General features: G+C 49.1%; 17 protein-coding genes. 5 read left to right on the top strand and 12 right to left on the bottom strand.

The window, feature by feature from the left end; all coding sequences use genetic code 11:
• A partial coding sequence (locus tag ACJ2PR_RS11130) for a helix-turn-helix domain-containing protein (protein ID WP_446877054.1) occupies positions 1–241 on the bottom strand: 241 nt, incomplete at its 3' end.
• A gap of 37 nt (positions 242–278) precedes the next feature.
• Between ACJ2PR_RS11130 and tnpA the strand changes: the two genes are divergently transcribed.
• Together tnpA and ACJ2PR_RS11120 are read left to right on the top strand one after the other, a co-directional pair.
• Entirely contained in the window at positions 279–749 is a 471-nt protein-coding gene (gene tnpA, locus ACJ2PR_RS11125) for an IS200/IS605 family transposase (protein ID WP_446861621.1), read from the top strand.
• 247 nt (positions 750–996) lie between these two features.
• Positions 997–1,341 carry a hypothetical protein gene (locus ACJ2PR_RS11120; protein ID WP_446877053.1) on the top strand — a complete coding sequence of 115 codons (345 nt, stop codon included), beginning with the start codon at positions 997–999 and terminating at the stop codon, positions 1,339–1,341.
• Here ACJ2PR_RS11120 and ACJ2PR_RS11115 read toward each other — a convergent pair.
• The 4 genes from ACJ2PR_RS11115 to ACJ2PR_RS11100 all read right to left on the bottom strand — a co-directional run bounded on the left by ACJ2PR_RS11115 (position 1,338) and on the right by ACJ2PR_RS11100 (position 5,162).
• The gene (locus ACJ2PR_RS11115) at positions 1,338–2,180 is read right to left on the bottom strand and encodes a helix-turn-helix transcriptional regulator (RefSeq protein ID WP_446877052.1); all 843 of its coding nucleotides are present in this window, start codon (positions 2,178–2,180) and stop codon (positions 1,338–1,340) included. The genes ACJ2PR_RS11120 and ACJ2PR_RS11115 overlap by 4 nt on opposite strands.
• A gap of 150 nt (positions 2,181–2,330) precedes the next feature.
• Positions 2,331–3,533, bottom strand: a complete 1,203-nt coding sequence (locus ACJ2PR_RS11110; protein WP_446877051.1) for an NAD(P)/FAD-dependent oxidoreductase — start codon at positions 3,531–3,533, stop codon at positions 2,331–2,333.
• Between the two features lie 84 nt (positions 3,534–3,617).
• Positions 3,618–4,859 (bottom strand): RNA-guided endonuclease InsQ/TnpB family protein, encoded by a 1,242-nt coding sequence (locus tag ACJ2PR_RS11105; protein WP_446877050.1) that lies wholly within the window; start codon positions 4,857–4,859, stop codon positions 3,618–3,620.
• A gap of 126 nt (positions 4,860–4,985) precedes the next feature.
• On the bottom strand, positions 4,986–5,162 hold the full coding sequence (locus ACJ2PR_RS11100) for a hypothetical protein (RefSeq protein ID WP_446877049.1): 177 nt from the start codon (positions 5,160–5,162) through the stop codon (positions 4,986–4,988).
• A 118-nt stretch (positions 5,163–5,280) separates the two neighbouring features.
• On the opposite strand from ACJ2PR_RS11100, the gene ACJ2PR_RS11095 reads away from it, so the two are divergent.
• Entirely contained in the window at positions 5,281–6,330 is a 1,050-nt protein-coding gene (locus tag ACJ2PR_RS11095) for a D-alanine--D-alanine ligase family protein (protein ID WP_446877048.1), read from the top strand.
• A 491-nt stretch (positions 6,331–6,821) separates the two neighbouring features.
• Here ACJ2PR_RS11095 and ACJ2PR_RS11090 read toward each other — a convergent pair whose 3' ends face one another.
• A complete protein-coding gene (locus tag ACJ2PR_RS11090; protein WP_446861627.1) occupies positions 6,822–7,121 on the bottom strand; it encodes an RNA recognition motif domain-containing protein in 300 nt (99 codons plus the stop codon).
• A 295-nt stretch (positions 7,122–7,416) separates the two neighbouring features.
• Positions 7,417–8,091, bottom strand: coding sequence for a carbonic anhydrase (locus ACJ2PR_RS11085; protein WP_446861628.1), 675 nt, complete (start codon positions 8,089–8,091; stop codon positions 7,417–7,419).
• A 181-nt stretch (positions 8,092–8,272) separates the two neighbouring features.
• Between ACJ2PR_RS11085 and ACJ2PR_RS11080 the strand changes: the two genes are divergently transcribed.
• Together ACJ2PR_RS11080 and dusB are read left to right on the top strand one after the other, a co-directional pair.
• Entirely contained in the window at positions 8,273–9,259 is a 987-nt protein-coding gene (locus tag ACJ2PR_RS11080) for a Gfo/Idh/MocA family protein (protein WP_446877047.1), read from the top strand.
• 63 nt (positions 9,260–9,322) lie between these two features.
• Entirely contained in the window at positions 9,323–10,381 is a 1,059-nt protein-coding gene (dusB, locus tag ACJ2PR_RS11075; protein ID WP_446877046.1) for a tRNA dihydrouridine synthase DusB, read from the top strand.
• Here the strand turns inward: dusB and ACJ2PR_RS11070 are convergent.
• From ACJ2PR_RS11070 to ACJ2PR_RS11050, 5 genes are all read right to left on the bottom strand, one after another.
• A complete protein-coding gene (locus ACJ2PR_RS11070) occupies positions 10,378–10,617 on the bottom strand; it encodes a DUF6887 family protein (RefSeq protein WP_446877045.1) in 240 nt (79 codons plus the stop codon). The two genes, dusB and ACJ2PR_RS11070, sit on opposite strands and share 4 nt — an antisense overlap.
• Entirely contained in the window at positions 10,614–10,826 is a 213-nt protein-coding gene (locus ACJ2PR_RS11065; RefSeq protein ID WP_446877044.1) for a DUF6888 family protein, read from the bottom strand. Before ACJ2PR_RS11065 ends, ACJ2PR_RS11070 begins: the two co-directional genes overlap by 4 nt.
• A gap of 26 nt (positions 10,827–10,852) precedes the next feature.
• Positions 10,853–12,160: a sensor histidine kinase gene (locus ACJ2PR_RS11060; protein WP_446877043.1), complete on the bottom strand. Its 1,308-nt coding sequence runs from the start codon at positions 12,158–12,160 to the stop codon at positions 10,853–10,855.
• Between the two features lie 172 nt (positions 12,161–12,332).
• The gene (locus ACJ2PR_RS11055) at positions 12,333–13,202 is read right to left on the bottom strand and encodes an aldose epimerase family protein (RefSeq protein WP_446877042.1); all 870 of its coding nucleotides are present in this window, start codon (positions 13,200–13,202) and stop codon (positions 12,333–12,335) included.
• Positions 13,203–13,271: 69 nt separating this feature from the next.
• Positions 13,272–15,371 carry a CapA family protein gene (locus ACJ2PR_RS11050; protein ID WP_446877041.1) on the bottom strand — a complete coding sequence of 700 codons (2,100 nt, stop codon included), beginning with the start codon at positions 15,369–15,371 and terminating at the stop codon, positions 13,272–13,274.
• Positions 15,372–15,888: the final 517 nt, after the last annotated feature.

Below are 15,888 nucleotides of genomic sequence, written 5' to 3'. Positions count from 1 at the left end.
CAGGAAACAGCGCTTTCGAGTTGACCAAATCCCGCTTCTGCGAATAGAAATCAGGATCGTCTCTCAACTCTGGGATATGGCAAATCAACGGGCAAGCGTTGATGTCGCAGCGATTTTGCTCATACCAAGAAAACCGCTCACCTAAGCGATAGTACTGACGACGCAACAAATCTAGCCACTCGCTCATGGTGGCGGCTTGGCTAGAGGTTGGACGTAATCGGTACTGGTATGCGATTCTCATGCGATAATTATAGCACACGTTCATTTATTGAAAAGCAGTGAAGCGCGAGTACAAGACACGTTCTAGAGGTGTTAGCAATCTACACGCTCATCTAGTATTGACAACCAAATATCGATACAGCGTGATCACAGAACCGATGCTGGAAAGACTGAAAGAGATTATTAAAGATCTCTGCACCAAGTGGCAGTGTGAATACGTTGAAGGCAACGCAGAGCCAAATTACTTTCACTTGGTTTTCAGGTTCTTCCCCCAAACTGATCTTGATAAATTTATTGGCAACATCAAAAGTGTTTCAAGTCGCAAAATGAACCAGGAGTTTGCAGAACATCTAGAAAAAATCTACTCCCCAAAAATCAGTCGTAGAACTGGCGAGAAGACCGCTAGAGTATTTTGGAATGAGTCTTACTCGATTGATTCGGTGGGTGTCACAAAGCTAGACATTCTGATTCGATATGTGCAGACACAACCAAAAGAACTCCTAGACAAAGTAACTCGTGGTGAGTTGTAAGAGTGTGGCGTTTCCTCATCGATGTCAATCTCTCACTCAACGACGTTTCGTCTTGTTCAAGACATCAATTCGTCAGCGCCTTGGCTTTCATCCCGACGCTTGTGAGTACAGGTAGAGCGCGGGGCTTCCCGCCGAATTTGCTAAATGAAGAACTGCTATCCCTGAGTTTTAGAAAATGGCGCTTGTCTCTTCTGATTTAATCCCATGTTGTGGATCAAGGTTCAGAGTTTCTTGGCATGAGTTAATCGTGGAATGTTCGCAATCATTGACCGATTCCCAGGATGTCGTCATTAGCTGCACGATCGCTGAAGACTTTCCTCTCCAGAACATTCCACACCCAACTAGCAATCTGCATATGATGGTGAAACTCGGTTCACTCGACTTCAGCATTGCTCAACAAATTCACCCTATCTCTCTACCGCTCAATTACAACTGCACTGTCACTGATCCCGCTCTATTGCATCTTGTCCAACTGTTGCAAACTGAGATACAAGCCCCCCAAGTTATGAGTGAGATCGTGGTCTCGTCGATCGCAACGGTTCTCACCACACACTTATTACATGCCTGGCAAACCGAAGCGTGCAACCATTAAACACACTCACGAAATTGTTTTGGAGTTAGCCCGATCGCTTTGCGAAACTGCATTGTGAAATGGCTCTGATTAGAAAACCCAACTTGATAAGCGACTTCTGCGGCCGAAAGCCGTGTGGTTGAAAGTAAAACCTTGGCTCGTTCGATCCGACGTTGGGTAATGTAGCGATGGGGCGGTTCTCCGGTAGCCGTTTTGAAGGCGCGAGCAAAGTGAAACTGACTCATAGGGATCAGAGCGGCTAGAGTAGCGATCGCTAACGCTTCGGTCAAATTTTCTTCAATATAGTCCTTAAGTTGCTTTAGCTTTAGACCATTGAGATGATTGTCTTCAAGGGTCGATTTGATTGAGGTTTTGGTGTGGTTTCTGAGTAAATGAACGGCTAATAGATTTCGCAACGACTCTACATATAAATTGCCAGCCATTCCTGCGGTCAACACCTCTGTTTTTAATAGCTGTGAGATATGTAAGATCGTGGGATCTTGAAAGATAACTCGGTGTTTAACGTCTAGTGAAGACAGTCCATTCTCAACTGCAATCTGATTTAACAAAGCGTGGTCGAGGGTTAAATTGACATACTCACTCGGCTTAACTCGGCGGTGCCAAACAAACTCTCGTCCTCCATACAGAAAGACGCTGCCAGCAGGTAAGCTCGTCTTCTGAGACTGACCATCCACTGACCAAATCACTTCCTCGTGCGGCGCAAAGGCAATACTCAAACTGTGCTTAGGCATTGCAAAATCAAACTCGCCCACCGCATCCAGCCGACCATACTCAACCGTCAAACCCTCCCACTCGCTTTTCACGATCGCTAGAGATTGATCAGGTGTGGACAACAGCATAGGAATCTGGGGTAAAAAAATTCACGCTGAATGCCTTTTCATCCTACTCAATCGTCAGGATTTGCTGGAGAATTTTGTGCTTTAAGAGCATCAAGGATTTCTATGATCAAGATTGAGAGAAGAGATCAAGATTGAGAGAAGCCCGATCGCTCATCCATTTTTGCCAACCAGCACATCGACGATCGGCTTGGTCACCCAATTTAACCCAACTCGAAGCTGATGTTTGAGAGTCGGCATCCGATTGAGGTAAGCCAGACGACGAGCGACATATGCGAGAGACCCTTCTAGCTGAACTCCTAATCCTGTCAGCGTAGCGTTGTCGATGCCCAAAGTCATCATTTCACCCAAATACTGATAGCGGAAAGGCAGCAGGGGGCGGTCGCTCAAAGAGGCCCAGATATTCCAGCCAGCATAGTCGGACTGTTGAAACGCTGCTTGAGCCGTCGGTGGCACCTGTTGCCCATCTGCATCTTTACAGTCAGCCAGATCGCCCAGCGCAAAAATTTCGGGACGATCGACGACCTGTAGCGTAGGCGTGATCACCAATTGTCCGCGTTGATTTTGTTTGAGCGGCAAACTTTGCACCACTTCATTGACGCGAGTGCCCACCGTCCACAGCACCAACTCAACCGGAATCGTATCCACTGACCCCTTGTAAAGCATCGACATCGAATCGGCTGTAATTGACTCAACCGTCGTTTCTAAATCGACCCATATGCCGCGTTCTTCTAGCGCCCTGGTTGCTGCGTCTCGGTTGTGAGTGGGAGATGACCGTAAAATCTGATCGCCCTGCTCGACCAATCGCACTCTGGCTCGATCGCCCAACACATCCGCCAATTTGCAAGCTAACTCTACGCCGCTGTAGCCCGCTCCGACAATGGCAATTCGGATTTTGTCAGCGTCCGATTCTTTGAGTTCGCGCAGTCGTTCTTGGAGACGGTAGGCATCGGCGATCGTCCGAAAGGGAATGGCAAATTCAGCGGCTCCAGGCACTTTATCTAACGGAGTTTCGCCGCCCATTGCTAACACTAAGCGATCGTAGGTCACCGTTTCTCCATCTTGCAGTTGCACCCGTTTTTGGTCGAGGTCAATCTGCTCAACCGCCGTCTGACAAAACCGAATGCCTGTCCCTTCGAGCAACTCTTGATACGGAGGGGCGACTTCCCAGGATTGCAGTTCCCCCGTCACCAACTCATAAAGAAGCGGCGAAAATAGGAAGCGATCGCGCTGATCGACCAGGACGATTTCAGGTTTAGTGGCTTTTGTCCAGGGCAGTTGGCTCAAGCGCAGTGCGGTGTACAGACCACCAAAGCCACCACCAAGAATGCAAATCCGAGCAGGTTGTTGCGACATACAGAGAAGGGATCAGGGGACTTTTCCTCATTGTAAGGAAGACTGGGGGAGTTGACACTCCCCGGTCTGAAGACGCGGGGATTCTTAAGAGAGGTTAACCCTTAACGGCTGTGCCAAGCAGCCCCTAAACTGTCCGAGAAACTCATCCAGCTTACTTGTATGCTTCCTCAAGATATTCAGTGCCCCATTCGCATCTGCGTTGACGACCCACCCTTGAGCGGTGCTGTACAGTCCGCGCTTAATGCGCTTGCCGCTGAATTCATAAGTTCTTGGATTATCCGCATTCCAAACCGGAACCGGGTCGCCATCAAGCGAACTTGCTTTGCTGGTGTACGACTCTTCTTGCTCAATCACGGCAATTCCGTACCGTTCGCAGAGGCTTTCCAGCTTGCGCTTAAAGGTAAAAACGGGAATCTGTGTGAAGTTCTGATTGTTGCGGTTGCCCAGATTGATCCCTTGTTTCAGGTCAGGGTTGTATCCCACAACAATCGTGCTGATGTTTCGTTCGATGCACCAGTTGATCACGTAACGAGCGGATTTATTCAGGAAATCTTGAACTTGATGATTCCGCTTGTTCAGCAATGCTGCTTGTCGGTTCGTCAAACCCTTGATTCCCTGCAAATCCTGAATCGATTGCAGTCGTGCATTTTCTTTGTTGTATCCCTGATTAATCGACTTAATTTCACGTCCGTTCAGAATGAACGATTCTCGTGTCGTGCTGACACAGGTTGCAAAGTTATCCAATCCCAAATCGATGCTCAACATCTCTTGAGACGGGTTAACTTGCTTCTCTTCAGCACCTTCATAGACGTAGGCGACATCAAAGTAGCGTCCTCCCAATTTAGGGAGAATGCGAATTTCTTTGATGCTTAACCTTCTGAGTCTTTCAGGGATTGTGAAAGAGATTGCGCCGTACTCCCGTCGAAACTTTCTCAATGTGGGAACGGTGAATTCCCAATTCTTGCTAGGCATCTTTTCGAGGTCTCTAGGGCGAATTGGAATCACCAACAGAAAGTATCCCTCCTTGGGCAAATAGCCAGGAATATTTACTTTCACGCTCAATTCTCCACGTTGTTTCATTCCAAGCAACTTGAAGAACGATTGAAACGAACGGTCAACGATTTTCAAAGTCTGTTGAGCAATGTCTGTCGCCAACAATTCGTAATTTTCATTCCCCTTCGAGTGATGATAGTTGCCCTCATACCGAAGATGCTTTCGCTCTTGAAAGAAGTATTGACGGACGTTGTACAGCCCGACGTTGAACATATTCTTGCTCAATCGACAAAGCTGTTTTGCAATCTCCGTCTCTGCTTTATTCAATTTCAAACGATTAGTTTGAGTGAGAAGCATATCCAGTTCCCGCTAGGAATACGCTCATTATGGCGGGCAGACAGTTAAAACCGCTAGTTCGTTTTTCTGCTCAGGTCTGAAGACGCTGAGTTCCCAAACGTATCAAGAGTTTCTGATGGGCGGTGATAAATCACAAACCGTCAATTCTGCCTTGATCGACTCTTCCCGGATGGCCCGATTGGATGCAAAATAGCTTAAATCAAACGTGAACTCAATGCAGTTTCTCATGCTGGTTGTGAATCCAGGAGAGCCAGCGTCTCCATTGAGCAGATCCTTCATTAGAATTCTTGTCTGAAAGTCCCCCAAATTTGGGAGGTTGGGGGGCAGAAGATTTCAACAACGCAGCGCGAAGACCTGGTTGAATTCACGTTGAATCAAACTCTGTAGGGATGAGGCTATGAAGTTAAAAGTGGGGCTGCTGTTTGGGGGGTGTTCGGGAGAGCATGAGGTGTCGATCGTCTCGGCGGGTGCGATCAACAAAGCGTTGAGAACGGGTGCCAATGTTGATAAATATGAGGTGCTGCCGTTTTACATTCAAAAAGATGGCTACTGGCAAGGGGGAGACGTGGCTCAACAGGTGCTCACATCGGGGGTTGCGGTCTCTCAAGCCGGAGCGTCTCGCTGGCAGTTTCCGACTCAGGCGGCTGACGTAGAGGTCTGGTTTCCCGTTTTGCATGGCCCCAATGGTGAAGACGGTACCGTGCAAGGGTTGTTGACGCTGATGCAGGTGCCGTTTGTCGGATCAGGAGTGTTGGCTTCCTCAATGGGCATGGATAAGATCGCCATGAAAACAGCCTTTGCTCAGGCTGGATTGCCCCAGGTGAACTATCTGGCGGTAACGCGCGCTCAGGTCTACTCCAATCCCTGTGTTTTCCCCAAACTCTGTGACCAGATTGAATCGGAACTCGGTTACCCCTGCTTTGTCAAACCTGCCAATCTAGGATCTTCAGTCGGCATCTCCAAAGTCAGAAATCGCGCCCAACTCGAAGCCGCTTTAGACAGTGCTGCCAGCTACGATCGTCGCATCATTGTCGAAGCGGGCGTGGTTGCCAGAGAAATCGAATGTGCTGTTTTGGGCAACGATCAGCCTCAAGCCTCAGTGGTGGGAGAAATCACTTTTGAGAGCGACTTTTACGACTATGAGACAAAATATACGGCGGGTCAGGCTCAAATGATCATTCCTGCTAATGTGCCAGAAGCGATCGCGACCCAAATTCGAGAAAGCGCGATTCAGGCATTCACCACTGTCGATGCGGCCGGGTTAGCGCGAGTCGATTTCTTTTATGTTGAGTCCACCGGAGAAGTCTTGATCAACGAAATCAACACCTTTCCCGGCTTCACATCTACCAGCATGTATCCCGAAATGTGGGCTGCGACGGGCGTTCCGTTTTTGGATCTGGTCGATCGACTAATTCAACTCGCGCTAGAAAAAAATTTGTCAAGTTAGAATCATGCGATGATTTCAGAGTCAAATTCTCTTATGAGAACCGCTTCCAGAGGAACTTGCAACTGCAATCAGAGTATCGACCATTTTTATCGTTGTGGGAGAGAACTGAGGTAAGAAAGTTCAATTGCTGTTTTATCTTCCGGTCTGGAAGCGATCGGCATCAAATGTGACGTTGACCTACCCAATCTAAGGAACGCGAGTTTATTAACCTGAAATTCTTTAAATATGCTTGGTCAGCTGATTTTGGCTTCGTTTCAATAGGTTGCAGCCCCCTAGATCCCCCAAACTTGAGGAACTTTGAAGCTTGAACCCGTTTTGAATTCCAGAATTTTGTTGATCTCAAAGTCCCCCAGAATGTGGGATTTAGGGGGCGAAGTCGCTCGGCAATAAACGATCTTATTTAATTCGCGATCCTAAACATTACCTGAGCATTAAAAAAGGGCAGACAGCTTGCCTACCCTCAAAACTTTAGAGCGACCTAAATCGCCTGTTTAATAACGAGAAGAGCGATTGCCACCCGACCAGTTGCCGCCAGAGGTGCCTCTTTCTTCGCGGGGTCTTGCTTTGTTGACTTTGAGATCACGACCCATCCATTCAGCACCATCGAGCGCTTCGATCGCGGCTGTTTCTTCGGCTTCGTTTTCCATTTCTACAAAAGCGAACCCTCTGAGTCGTCCGGTTTCCCGATCAGTGGGTAGCTGCACCCGCTTGACGGTTCCGTACTCGGCGAAGGTTTGGGTCAGGTCATCCTGCGTCACTTGGTAGGACAGGTTGCCGACGTAAATTGACATAACGTATCTCCAGAATCAGGAAGTGTAGGGAGTTAGATTCGGAGAAACGTCGAAAAACGAATTACACAGCCGAAAATAAACCTTGAGATTAAGGCTAACACAGCTTTGCGGGGGCGTTAAGTTTCGATTTGAAAAGTACAGAAATGTTTACTAAACGAGAAAAATTGGGCATAGACTCAGCCCTTCTTTCTACAGTACCACTCTCTATGCCACTCTCGATTGTTGAGGAAATTGTTTAGTTATGTGGTTGATCAGTGCGTTTAACCACGGTTGAAGAAGGATCTATAAAGAAGGATTAATGAACAGCGCTCCCATTCAGCGGATTGGGGATCGAGTCATCCAGTTCAAAAGGCTCGTGGTCTGCACCGATGCTACAGCGCTCCATACTATAGACAAAAACGCCGCCCGTTTCGATCTTGTAAACCCAGCCATAGATGCTGATTTCGCCTTTGTGCAGCTTTGAGTGAATGACGGGATAGGTACGAAGATTCTCAATTTGGGTGAGGACGTTTTCTTCGATCGTCGCCGCCAACAGATCGTCGCCTTCATACCCCTGATAATTTTCTTTGATCAAGCGGCGGGTGGCTTCGGCATGTTTGAGCCAGTTGTAAACCAGCGGCATGTCTTCCTGAAGGTCGTTGAGATGCAGCAAGCCCTTCATCGCGCCACAGTCTGAATGTCCACAAACAATGATTTGCCGTACGCCTAGCGCCTGAACTGCATACTCGATCGCCGCTCCTTCGCCTCCATCGGTCGCCCCAAACGGCGGAATCACATTGCCAATATTGCGAATAATAAATAACTCCCCTGGATCAGTTCTGGTGAGCAGATTGGGATCAATGCGCGAATCGCAGCAGGTGATAAAGAGCGCTCTGGGGTGCTGCTCGTGAGAAAGCTTCTCAAAAAATTCCTGGTGTTCAGCGAAGTAGTGAGTTTGAAAGTCGTGCAGTCCGGCAATAATTTTTCTCATGAGAGAAGTTTTGTAATGGAGTGGCTAGAGTTACTTTACTGCCCAAAAGTAGGAGCCAAGGGATTGAAAAATTAATGGGAGTGATTAGGCTACCCTCTTGCACTTTGTATCAGAGAACTTCAATTGGTTTGGTCACCTGATTTACACTAAGTTGATCTATGACGTTGATGAATCGATCGCAATGACAAATTTCTCAGGAACGCTGCCTTTGCAAGTCGGATTGGTGGGTACGGGCTTTGCAGCCAAACTTCGAGCAGAGACGATCAACGCAGACCCACGGGCACAGCTCAATGGCGTTGCGGGGCACAGGTCAGAAAAGACTCAGGAGTTTGGTCATATCCATCAGACGCAAGCGTTTAGTATTTGGCAAGAATTAATCGATAATCCTCGTCTAGATCTGGTCATTATTTCTGGGGTCAATCGAGATCATGGCCCGATCGCTCGTGCGGCCCTGCAAGCTGGCAAACATGTTGTAGTTGAATATCCCCTGTCATTGGATGTCAAAGAAGCTGAAGAATTAATCGCCCTGGCCAAGTCCAAAAACCGCTTACTACATGTTGAACATATTGAACTGTTGGGCGGCGTTCATCAAGCGCTGATCGGGTCTCTGCCGCAAATTGGCATTCCTATTTATGCTCGCTATGCCACCGTGACTCCTCAGCATCCCGTTCCGCAAAAGTGGACTTATCATACTGAATTGTTTGGCTTCCCACTATCTGGAGCGTTGTCTCGGCTGCATCGGCTAACTCATGCGTTTGGAGAAGTTGAGACTGTTTATTGTCAAAATCGCTATTGGCAACTCAACGATTCTTACTATAGTGCTTGTCTTTGTGCGGCTCAGTTGCAGTTCAAAAGTGGGCTAATTGCAGATGTGCTGTACGGCAAGGGCGATGCTCTCTGGCAATCTGAGCGCAAGATGGAAGTGCAGGGCGAAAAAGGAGCGTTGGTGTTTGATGGCGATGGCGGTGTATTGATTAATGCGGAAGGCAGTCAAGCGATCGCCGTTGGTGCCCGTCGCGGGTTATTCATCAAAGACACCACCGCAGTCTTGGATCATTTAATTCAAAATACGCCTCTATACGTCAGCGCTGAAGAAAGTTTATATACTTTGCGAGTGGCAGAAGCGGCGCGACGATCGGCAGAAACTCATCAAGTGTGTCGGGTCTGAACCTTGGAGAACGATCGCGCCGATCAACTATCCTAAAGGAAGTATCGATTCGTTTCTAACGCCATGATTTCGCTCTCTCCTCACCTGAAAGCTAGACTCGCAGAACCGCTCAAAATCGGTCACTTTGAGGTCAAAAGTCGTGTCTTGCAGTCTCCTTTGTCGGGCGTGACAGATCTGGTGTTTCGGCGGTTGGTGCGTCGGTTTGCGCCAGATTCGATGATGTATACCGAAATGATCAACGCGACGGGGCTGCACTACGTCAAAGAATTGCCCAAAATTATGGAGGTTGACCCGAACGAACGCCCCATCAGCATCCAGCTTTTTGATTGTCGTCCCGATTTCCTGGCAGAAGCAGCCAAGATGGCCGTTGCAGAAGGAGCCGATACGGTCGATATCAATATGGGCTGTCCGGTGAATAAAATTACCAAAAATGGCGGCGGGTCTTCTCTGTTGCGCGACCCAGAAACGGCGGAAGCGATCGTTCGGGCGGTCGTGCAAGCGGTTGATATTCCCGTGACGGTGAAAACTCGCATCGGCTGGACTGAAAAAGAAATCAATATTCTCGACTTTGCCAAACGCATGGAAGATGCGGGCGCAAAAATGATCACCGTTCACGGCCGGACTCGCGCTCAAGGCTACAACGGGCCTGCCAAATGGGAGTGGATCGGGCGCGTCAAAGCAGTGCTTTCGATTCCGGTGATTGCCAATGGCGATATGTTTTCGGTTGAGGCGGCGGTGCGATGTCTGGAGCAGACGGGTGCAGATGGAGTGATGTGTTCGCGGGGGACGCTGGGCTATCCTTTCTTGGTGGGCGAAATTGATCACTTTCTAAAAACGGGCGTTGAAAAGGTCAAACCTACCCCGATCGAGCGTCTCGAATGTGCCCGTGAGCATCTCCAAATGTTGTGGGAATACAAGGGCGATCGGGGAGTCAGACAAGCTCGAAAACATATGACCTGGTATGCAAAAGGCTTTGCGGGGGCGGCAGAATTGCGCGGCCAGTTAAGTGTGATCGAGAATGTGGCGCAGGGATTGGTGATTATTGATCGGGGTATCGATCGGTTAACAAACTCTAGTTGGCAAGACATTGAGGAAGCCGAATCGCAGCTAGTTGAAGTTTAGTCTTCTGTCTCCCGTCTCTTTTTCTCTTGCTGTTGCTCAATGTGCTGGCGCAGCATCTCTTCACCGATGCGGATATTCTCCTCGTTGGGCGTACCGTCTTCATTAAACATGGGCGGTGTTTTCTGATAGGTTAGCGACGGATGATGGAAGAGATAGCGCATTGCCTCCATGTCGTCTCGATGGCTCAACACATAGGCTCTCAGCTCAGGAATACTCATGTCTTCAAATGACTTCATGATGGTATAAACTCCCAAAGTCCATTAGTAGGTACAAGGATTTGAATAGCTTCGCTCGAAAAGATATAAACCTCCTGAGTCAAAGGGTCAAAACGAAATAGCTGAACGTTTTGGTAGTAGCTAGAAAGCATCTGGCAGACGCGCAGACAGGCGTGGGCTTGAGCATCGGTAGGTAAAATGGGTCTTTCCTCAATTCTGGCATAGATCAATATACAGCGAATGTGCGATGGTCTCTTTAATCGATCGCCGCTTCAGGGTGGTGTTGTGGCAGCGTGACTGTAACCGTGGTTCCTTGGTTAACTTGGCTGTCGATTTGGATTTGTCCGCTGTGGTTTTCGGCAATTACTTGAGCGATCGCCAGTCCCAGTCCTGATCCACCTGTTGCCTTAGTTCTAGCCGGATCGACGCGGTAAAAGCGATCGAACAAATGGGGGAGCGCTTCTTCTGGAATTCCGATTCCGGTGTCTGTAATTTTGACTTGAAAGTAGTCAATACTTAAACGCTTTATTTTTTGTAACTCAACAATAACTTTGCCGTTTGCAGAAGTGTACTGGATTGCATTGCTCACCAGGTTCGTAAATAATCGAGAAAGCTGATCGCGATCGCCTTGCAAAATCCATTCATCTTCAGAGTTCAGAATGATTGAGAGCGTGATTTCTTTTTCTGTGGCAATCGTATCCTGTTCCTCAACCACTTCCATGAGCAGATCATTAAAATCAATCGATACCCATCTTTGCTGAATGATTCCACTGTCTTGTCTCGCCAGAAATAAGAGATCGTCTACTAATCGTCCTAAGCGTCGAGTCAAGCGTTCGACGACCTGTAGGTGATAGCGTTGGGTTTCGGGTTCTGAGTCTGGATCGGCGAGTGCAACCTGAACGTTAGTTTGAATGATGGCGATCGGGTTCCTCAATTCATGAGAGGCATCTGCTGTAAACTGTTTCAATCGCTGGTAAGACTCGCGAATCGGCTGCATTGCTAGACCTGAAAGAAACCAGCCACTGGTCGCGACGATCGCCACCATCACACTCGTTCCCAAAATCAGATCCCAGACCAGTTGACGAGTCGGCTTGGTAAACTCAAACCAGGGTTCACTCACTCGCAAAAAGCCCAGGGTTTGCCGTCCAATTTGGATTGGTTGGGTGACTTGTCGCAGCAGACGATCGTCTGACATTCTCACCGTTTCACCATATTTATTGACGTGTAGCGGAACGATCAGCGGCGTTTTGAGCGTTGACCAAAGCACATCCCCCATCGGACTAAACCACTCCAACTCAATGTGATCGTCTTCGATCGGAACTGGGTTATCGCGAAAGCTGGACTCGACATTGACGCGCACGCCGCCGCCTTCTTGATGAAGATTGATCGGTTCGATGACGAGCGATCGCTGCACCACTTCTACTACATGATTAAGCGTGTCGTCGATTCGTTCAATTAACGTACTGCGAACATATAAATAAAACCCACTGGCAAACACTAACAGCAACACTGCCGTGACCATTGTGTACCAGAGTGCAAGCCGACGACGAGTTGCCTGAAACATGTTAGGAGCCGAGGCTAGGGACTAAAAAGATTCTAACGTTTCAAGCAGCACAGCACTTCTGAAGTTAGTTCGATGAAGTTTTTTTGCTACGGTGATGAGCACTTTCTCCAAGCTGCCAATTCTGAGGGACTTTAAGACATGTCGCCCGCTTTCACAAAAAAGTTATACAAAGCTAGATAAAATCTACTCTCAAATTCATCTCGGTTTCTAAACTGGCTCCTGGCTCAAGATAAAACAAGCGATCGCCCGAATTCAACGCATTTCGACCCGCGCTCCAGGGTTCCAAACAATAAAAATCTTTGCCCTTTATCGTCCAAAAAACTAGCGTGGAAAGGTTGTTACTATAAGTCAGCGTCATGCGAGTGTGACGGCTCAGATCGCTAACACTGGCCGCCTGACTGCTGAGGTGAGGAAACGCCCAATCAATCTCATCGAGATCGAAGTCAAAGGTATTGGAAAACGATCTCACTTCTTGAGTTTGGTGATCTTTTGCCTCATTCGCTGGAATTTCAAAGCGCAGTTGATTTTTATCAGGCACTAAGAAGTAGGGATGAAACCCGATCGAGAATGGCATTGATTCATGCGATCGATTAGTAAACCGATGGTGAGTTGCTAACGTTTCACCTTGCAGGGTGTACGTGAACTCTAATAGAAAATCGAACGGATAAACCGCACGAGTCTGATCGCTGCTCGAAAGTCCTAACTTAATGCTGACGCGATCGTGAGTGACTCGATCCAGCACCTCCCACGGCAAATCTCGTGCAAATCCGTGCTGTTTGAGCGTGTAGGCTTGTCCGTTGTGCGTGTAAGTGTTGTCGGGCAGATTGCCACAAATCGGAAACAGAATCGGAATGCCCCCCCGCACCGAAAGGCTGGGATCTGCAAATCGGGCGGTATCCATGTAAAGTAACTCTCGACCCTGCACCTGCCAACTGGTGATGATGCCTCCACGATCGGGAACCACCTCTAGCCGAGACTGGGCAGCCTGGTCAGTGAGAATATAGGTGTCATACTGCTGTCGTCGAAAGGCGATCGCAAACACAGGCTTTATCCCTGATAAATCATTGGCTTATAGCGTAGCAAGTTGCAAAAGAACGCGGTGTTCACTACTTTACTCTTCAGAAGAAATAGCTGCTGCGACTTCTCTAGGCAAGGGAGCCTGAGCGTAGCGCTTTTTCATCGGTTCTAAACTATTGCTTGGCTTGGGAGATGCGGTCGGAGAAATTGAAGGGACGGCGACCCCATTTGGGCTGAGATTCCCCGAAGCGTCTCCTTGCTGTTGGGGCGTTGCGTCGGGACTGGGAGGCTCTGTCGCCGTGGGACTGGGGGATGTATCCGGCACGATCGTTGGGCTAGGCGTGGGATCTGAGATAAAGGAGTCGTTTTTCCAGGGTTGAGCGCCCGAAGGATCGTCACTGGGTTGAGGGAGGGGCGTGTCAGCAGGCGATTCGGTGGGGGGAGCCGTTTCAGAGTTGGGCGGTTCGGAAGATGGACTGTCGATCGGCATCTCAGAATCGGGAGCCTCGATCGCGGGAGCCGTTTCAGAACTGGGCGGTTCGGCAGATGGAGCAGGATCGGGCGATTGACTAGCGGGTGTCGATGGGGCGGGCGTAGAAATCACCGTACGCGATCGCGCATCCAAAATCACAGGCGACTTGAGTGGCTCTTGAAAAATATCAGACACATTCTCGATCTGACGCAAAATCTCAGTGCCCCGATCGCCGCTCACCACTTTGGGCTGATAGCTTTTCACCTCGACAGGCAAAAATTCTACCTTCATCTGATTGTCTTTTAGACCGACTTTAAGAACGGCGGTATCGTAGTCGCTGCGAGAACTTCCGCCAAAGATAAAGTTGCCCAACGAATAGACGATCGGGCGACCCTTATAAATCTCTGCACCCTGAAGAATGTGAGGATGATGACCCACCACCAGATCCGCGCCCTGGTCGATCGTGAAGTGGGCCAGATCCATCTGAGCATCGGTGGGATATTTCGCCAACTCCACGCCCCAGTGATAATTGACGACCACCCAATCGACCTGATCCCGAATGGCTTTGATGTCGGCAGCGATGCGATCTTGCTGTCCCTCATTTGTGCCAGGGGTAGAGTCGCCCGCTGTCTGAAAGTCTCCGTCATAGTAGCCCAGATACGCAATGCGCTGACCTTTGACATCGATGATTTCGGGGCGGCGTGCTTCTTGAGCGTTGCGGCCTGCGCCCACATAGTCAATGCCTGCCTGATCGAGCGTTTTCAGCGTTTCCTCTAAGCCGATCGTCTGGTAGTCCATCACATGATTGTTGGCCAGGTTGACGATATCAATGCCGCCATTTTTTAGGATTTGCGCCGTCTCAGGGCTGGCTTTAAAGTTAAATTCTTTGTTGGGTTGAGGCGTGGTGGCGGTCGTCAGCGGAGCTTCTAAATTCACCATCGCCACATCTGCCTGACGATATTCTTCTAGTCCTGCAAACGCCCACTTGGGATCGCTGCCCACCAGATCTGTGTAGGCATCCGTCAGGGCGACATCTCCACCAAACATCAGGGTAGCCGTGGGATCAGTGGAATCGGTCGTCTCGTGCTTTTCAACCGGGACGTTGCCCATCGCCGTGAGAATGCTATCCGGGCGGATCGAAGCCATCGGGGACGCAGACGCACTGGTTTGCTCCGCAGGCGCATCACTATACCCCAGCCAGCAGCCCATGATAAAAGCCGCCGCCGTCGTGCCCGTCAAAAGCAGCGATCGCAGTGCCCGAAACTGGACTTTTTGGCGAGTGGCTTGCTGAACGCGCGATCGCAGCGGCAGCGGATGATTTGCTGAATGATTTAAAGAAGGTTTTGGAGAAGCTTTGCGACCCAGTTTGGCGCGACGAGCCGGAGACATGACGCGAACCGACTGCTGCCAAAGGGTTTGGGGCTGACCCACAAATCGAGCCGTCACCTGCACGCCTTCGATCACTTCAGAGTTGAGTTTCCAGAGATGGTGGCAGATAAACCGTACCAGACTGCCCCGAAATTCCGGCGATTTGGCATCGTGTTCGGGTGACGGGTGAAACTCTACGAGTATCTGCAAACAGCCTGGCTGAAGGGCTGCCTCGACTCGCGCATAAAGATTATGAGGTAGGAGAAACACGTTAAGCCAATAAGCGATCGCCCTAAAGTTGCCTGAGCGGGCCAGTTCTACAACCGATGGCTGATAATGATCACCTGCGTTCATACTTCAACTCCCACACACACGACATCAGATACCATTGAGATGCAACCAAAAATGACAGTAGCTCATCGTTCAGCAGGCTGTCTGAGAAGAGCCACAGCATTATTAATACTCTAAAACTCTCCATTTGCACTAAAATTATCCGACTTATCTCCAGAGTTTTGGAGGTTGAGGCTCAAAATGGGTGAGTTTAGCGGCGATCGACCCCAAAGTAGATGGGCAGAAGCAGATGGGCAGTGGATTGAATTGGCTTCTCGACGATCAAAATTAACGTCCCTTCCCTAAAAGAGATTCGCTTCGTGGTTGAGCGCTTCTGCCCCCTAATTCTGGAGACTTTTAGACAAAAATTCTGGGTTGAAGTTCTCGATTGGCGGAGGATTTAGAGAGTAACCCAACCTTGCAACCAGTGTGAAAAAGGAACTTGCGGTGCAAACAGTCAGAGCATCTGACACATCCCCGACGCTTTTGGTTCACTTTAATGTAAAGCTGCGTGAATAGAGTGCGACACAGGACTACGGTT

It is taken from the genome of Phormidesmis sp. 146-33 (assembly GCF_052939515.1).
The sequence above is the reverse complement of the archived record's forward strand: the minus strand, read 5'-3'. Positions and strand labels throughout refer to the sequence as shown.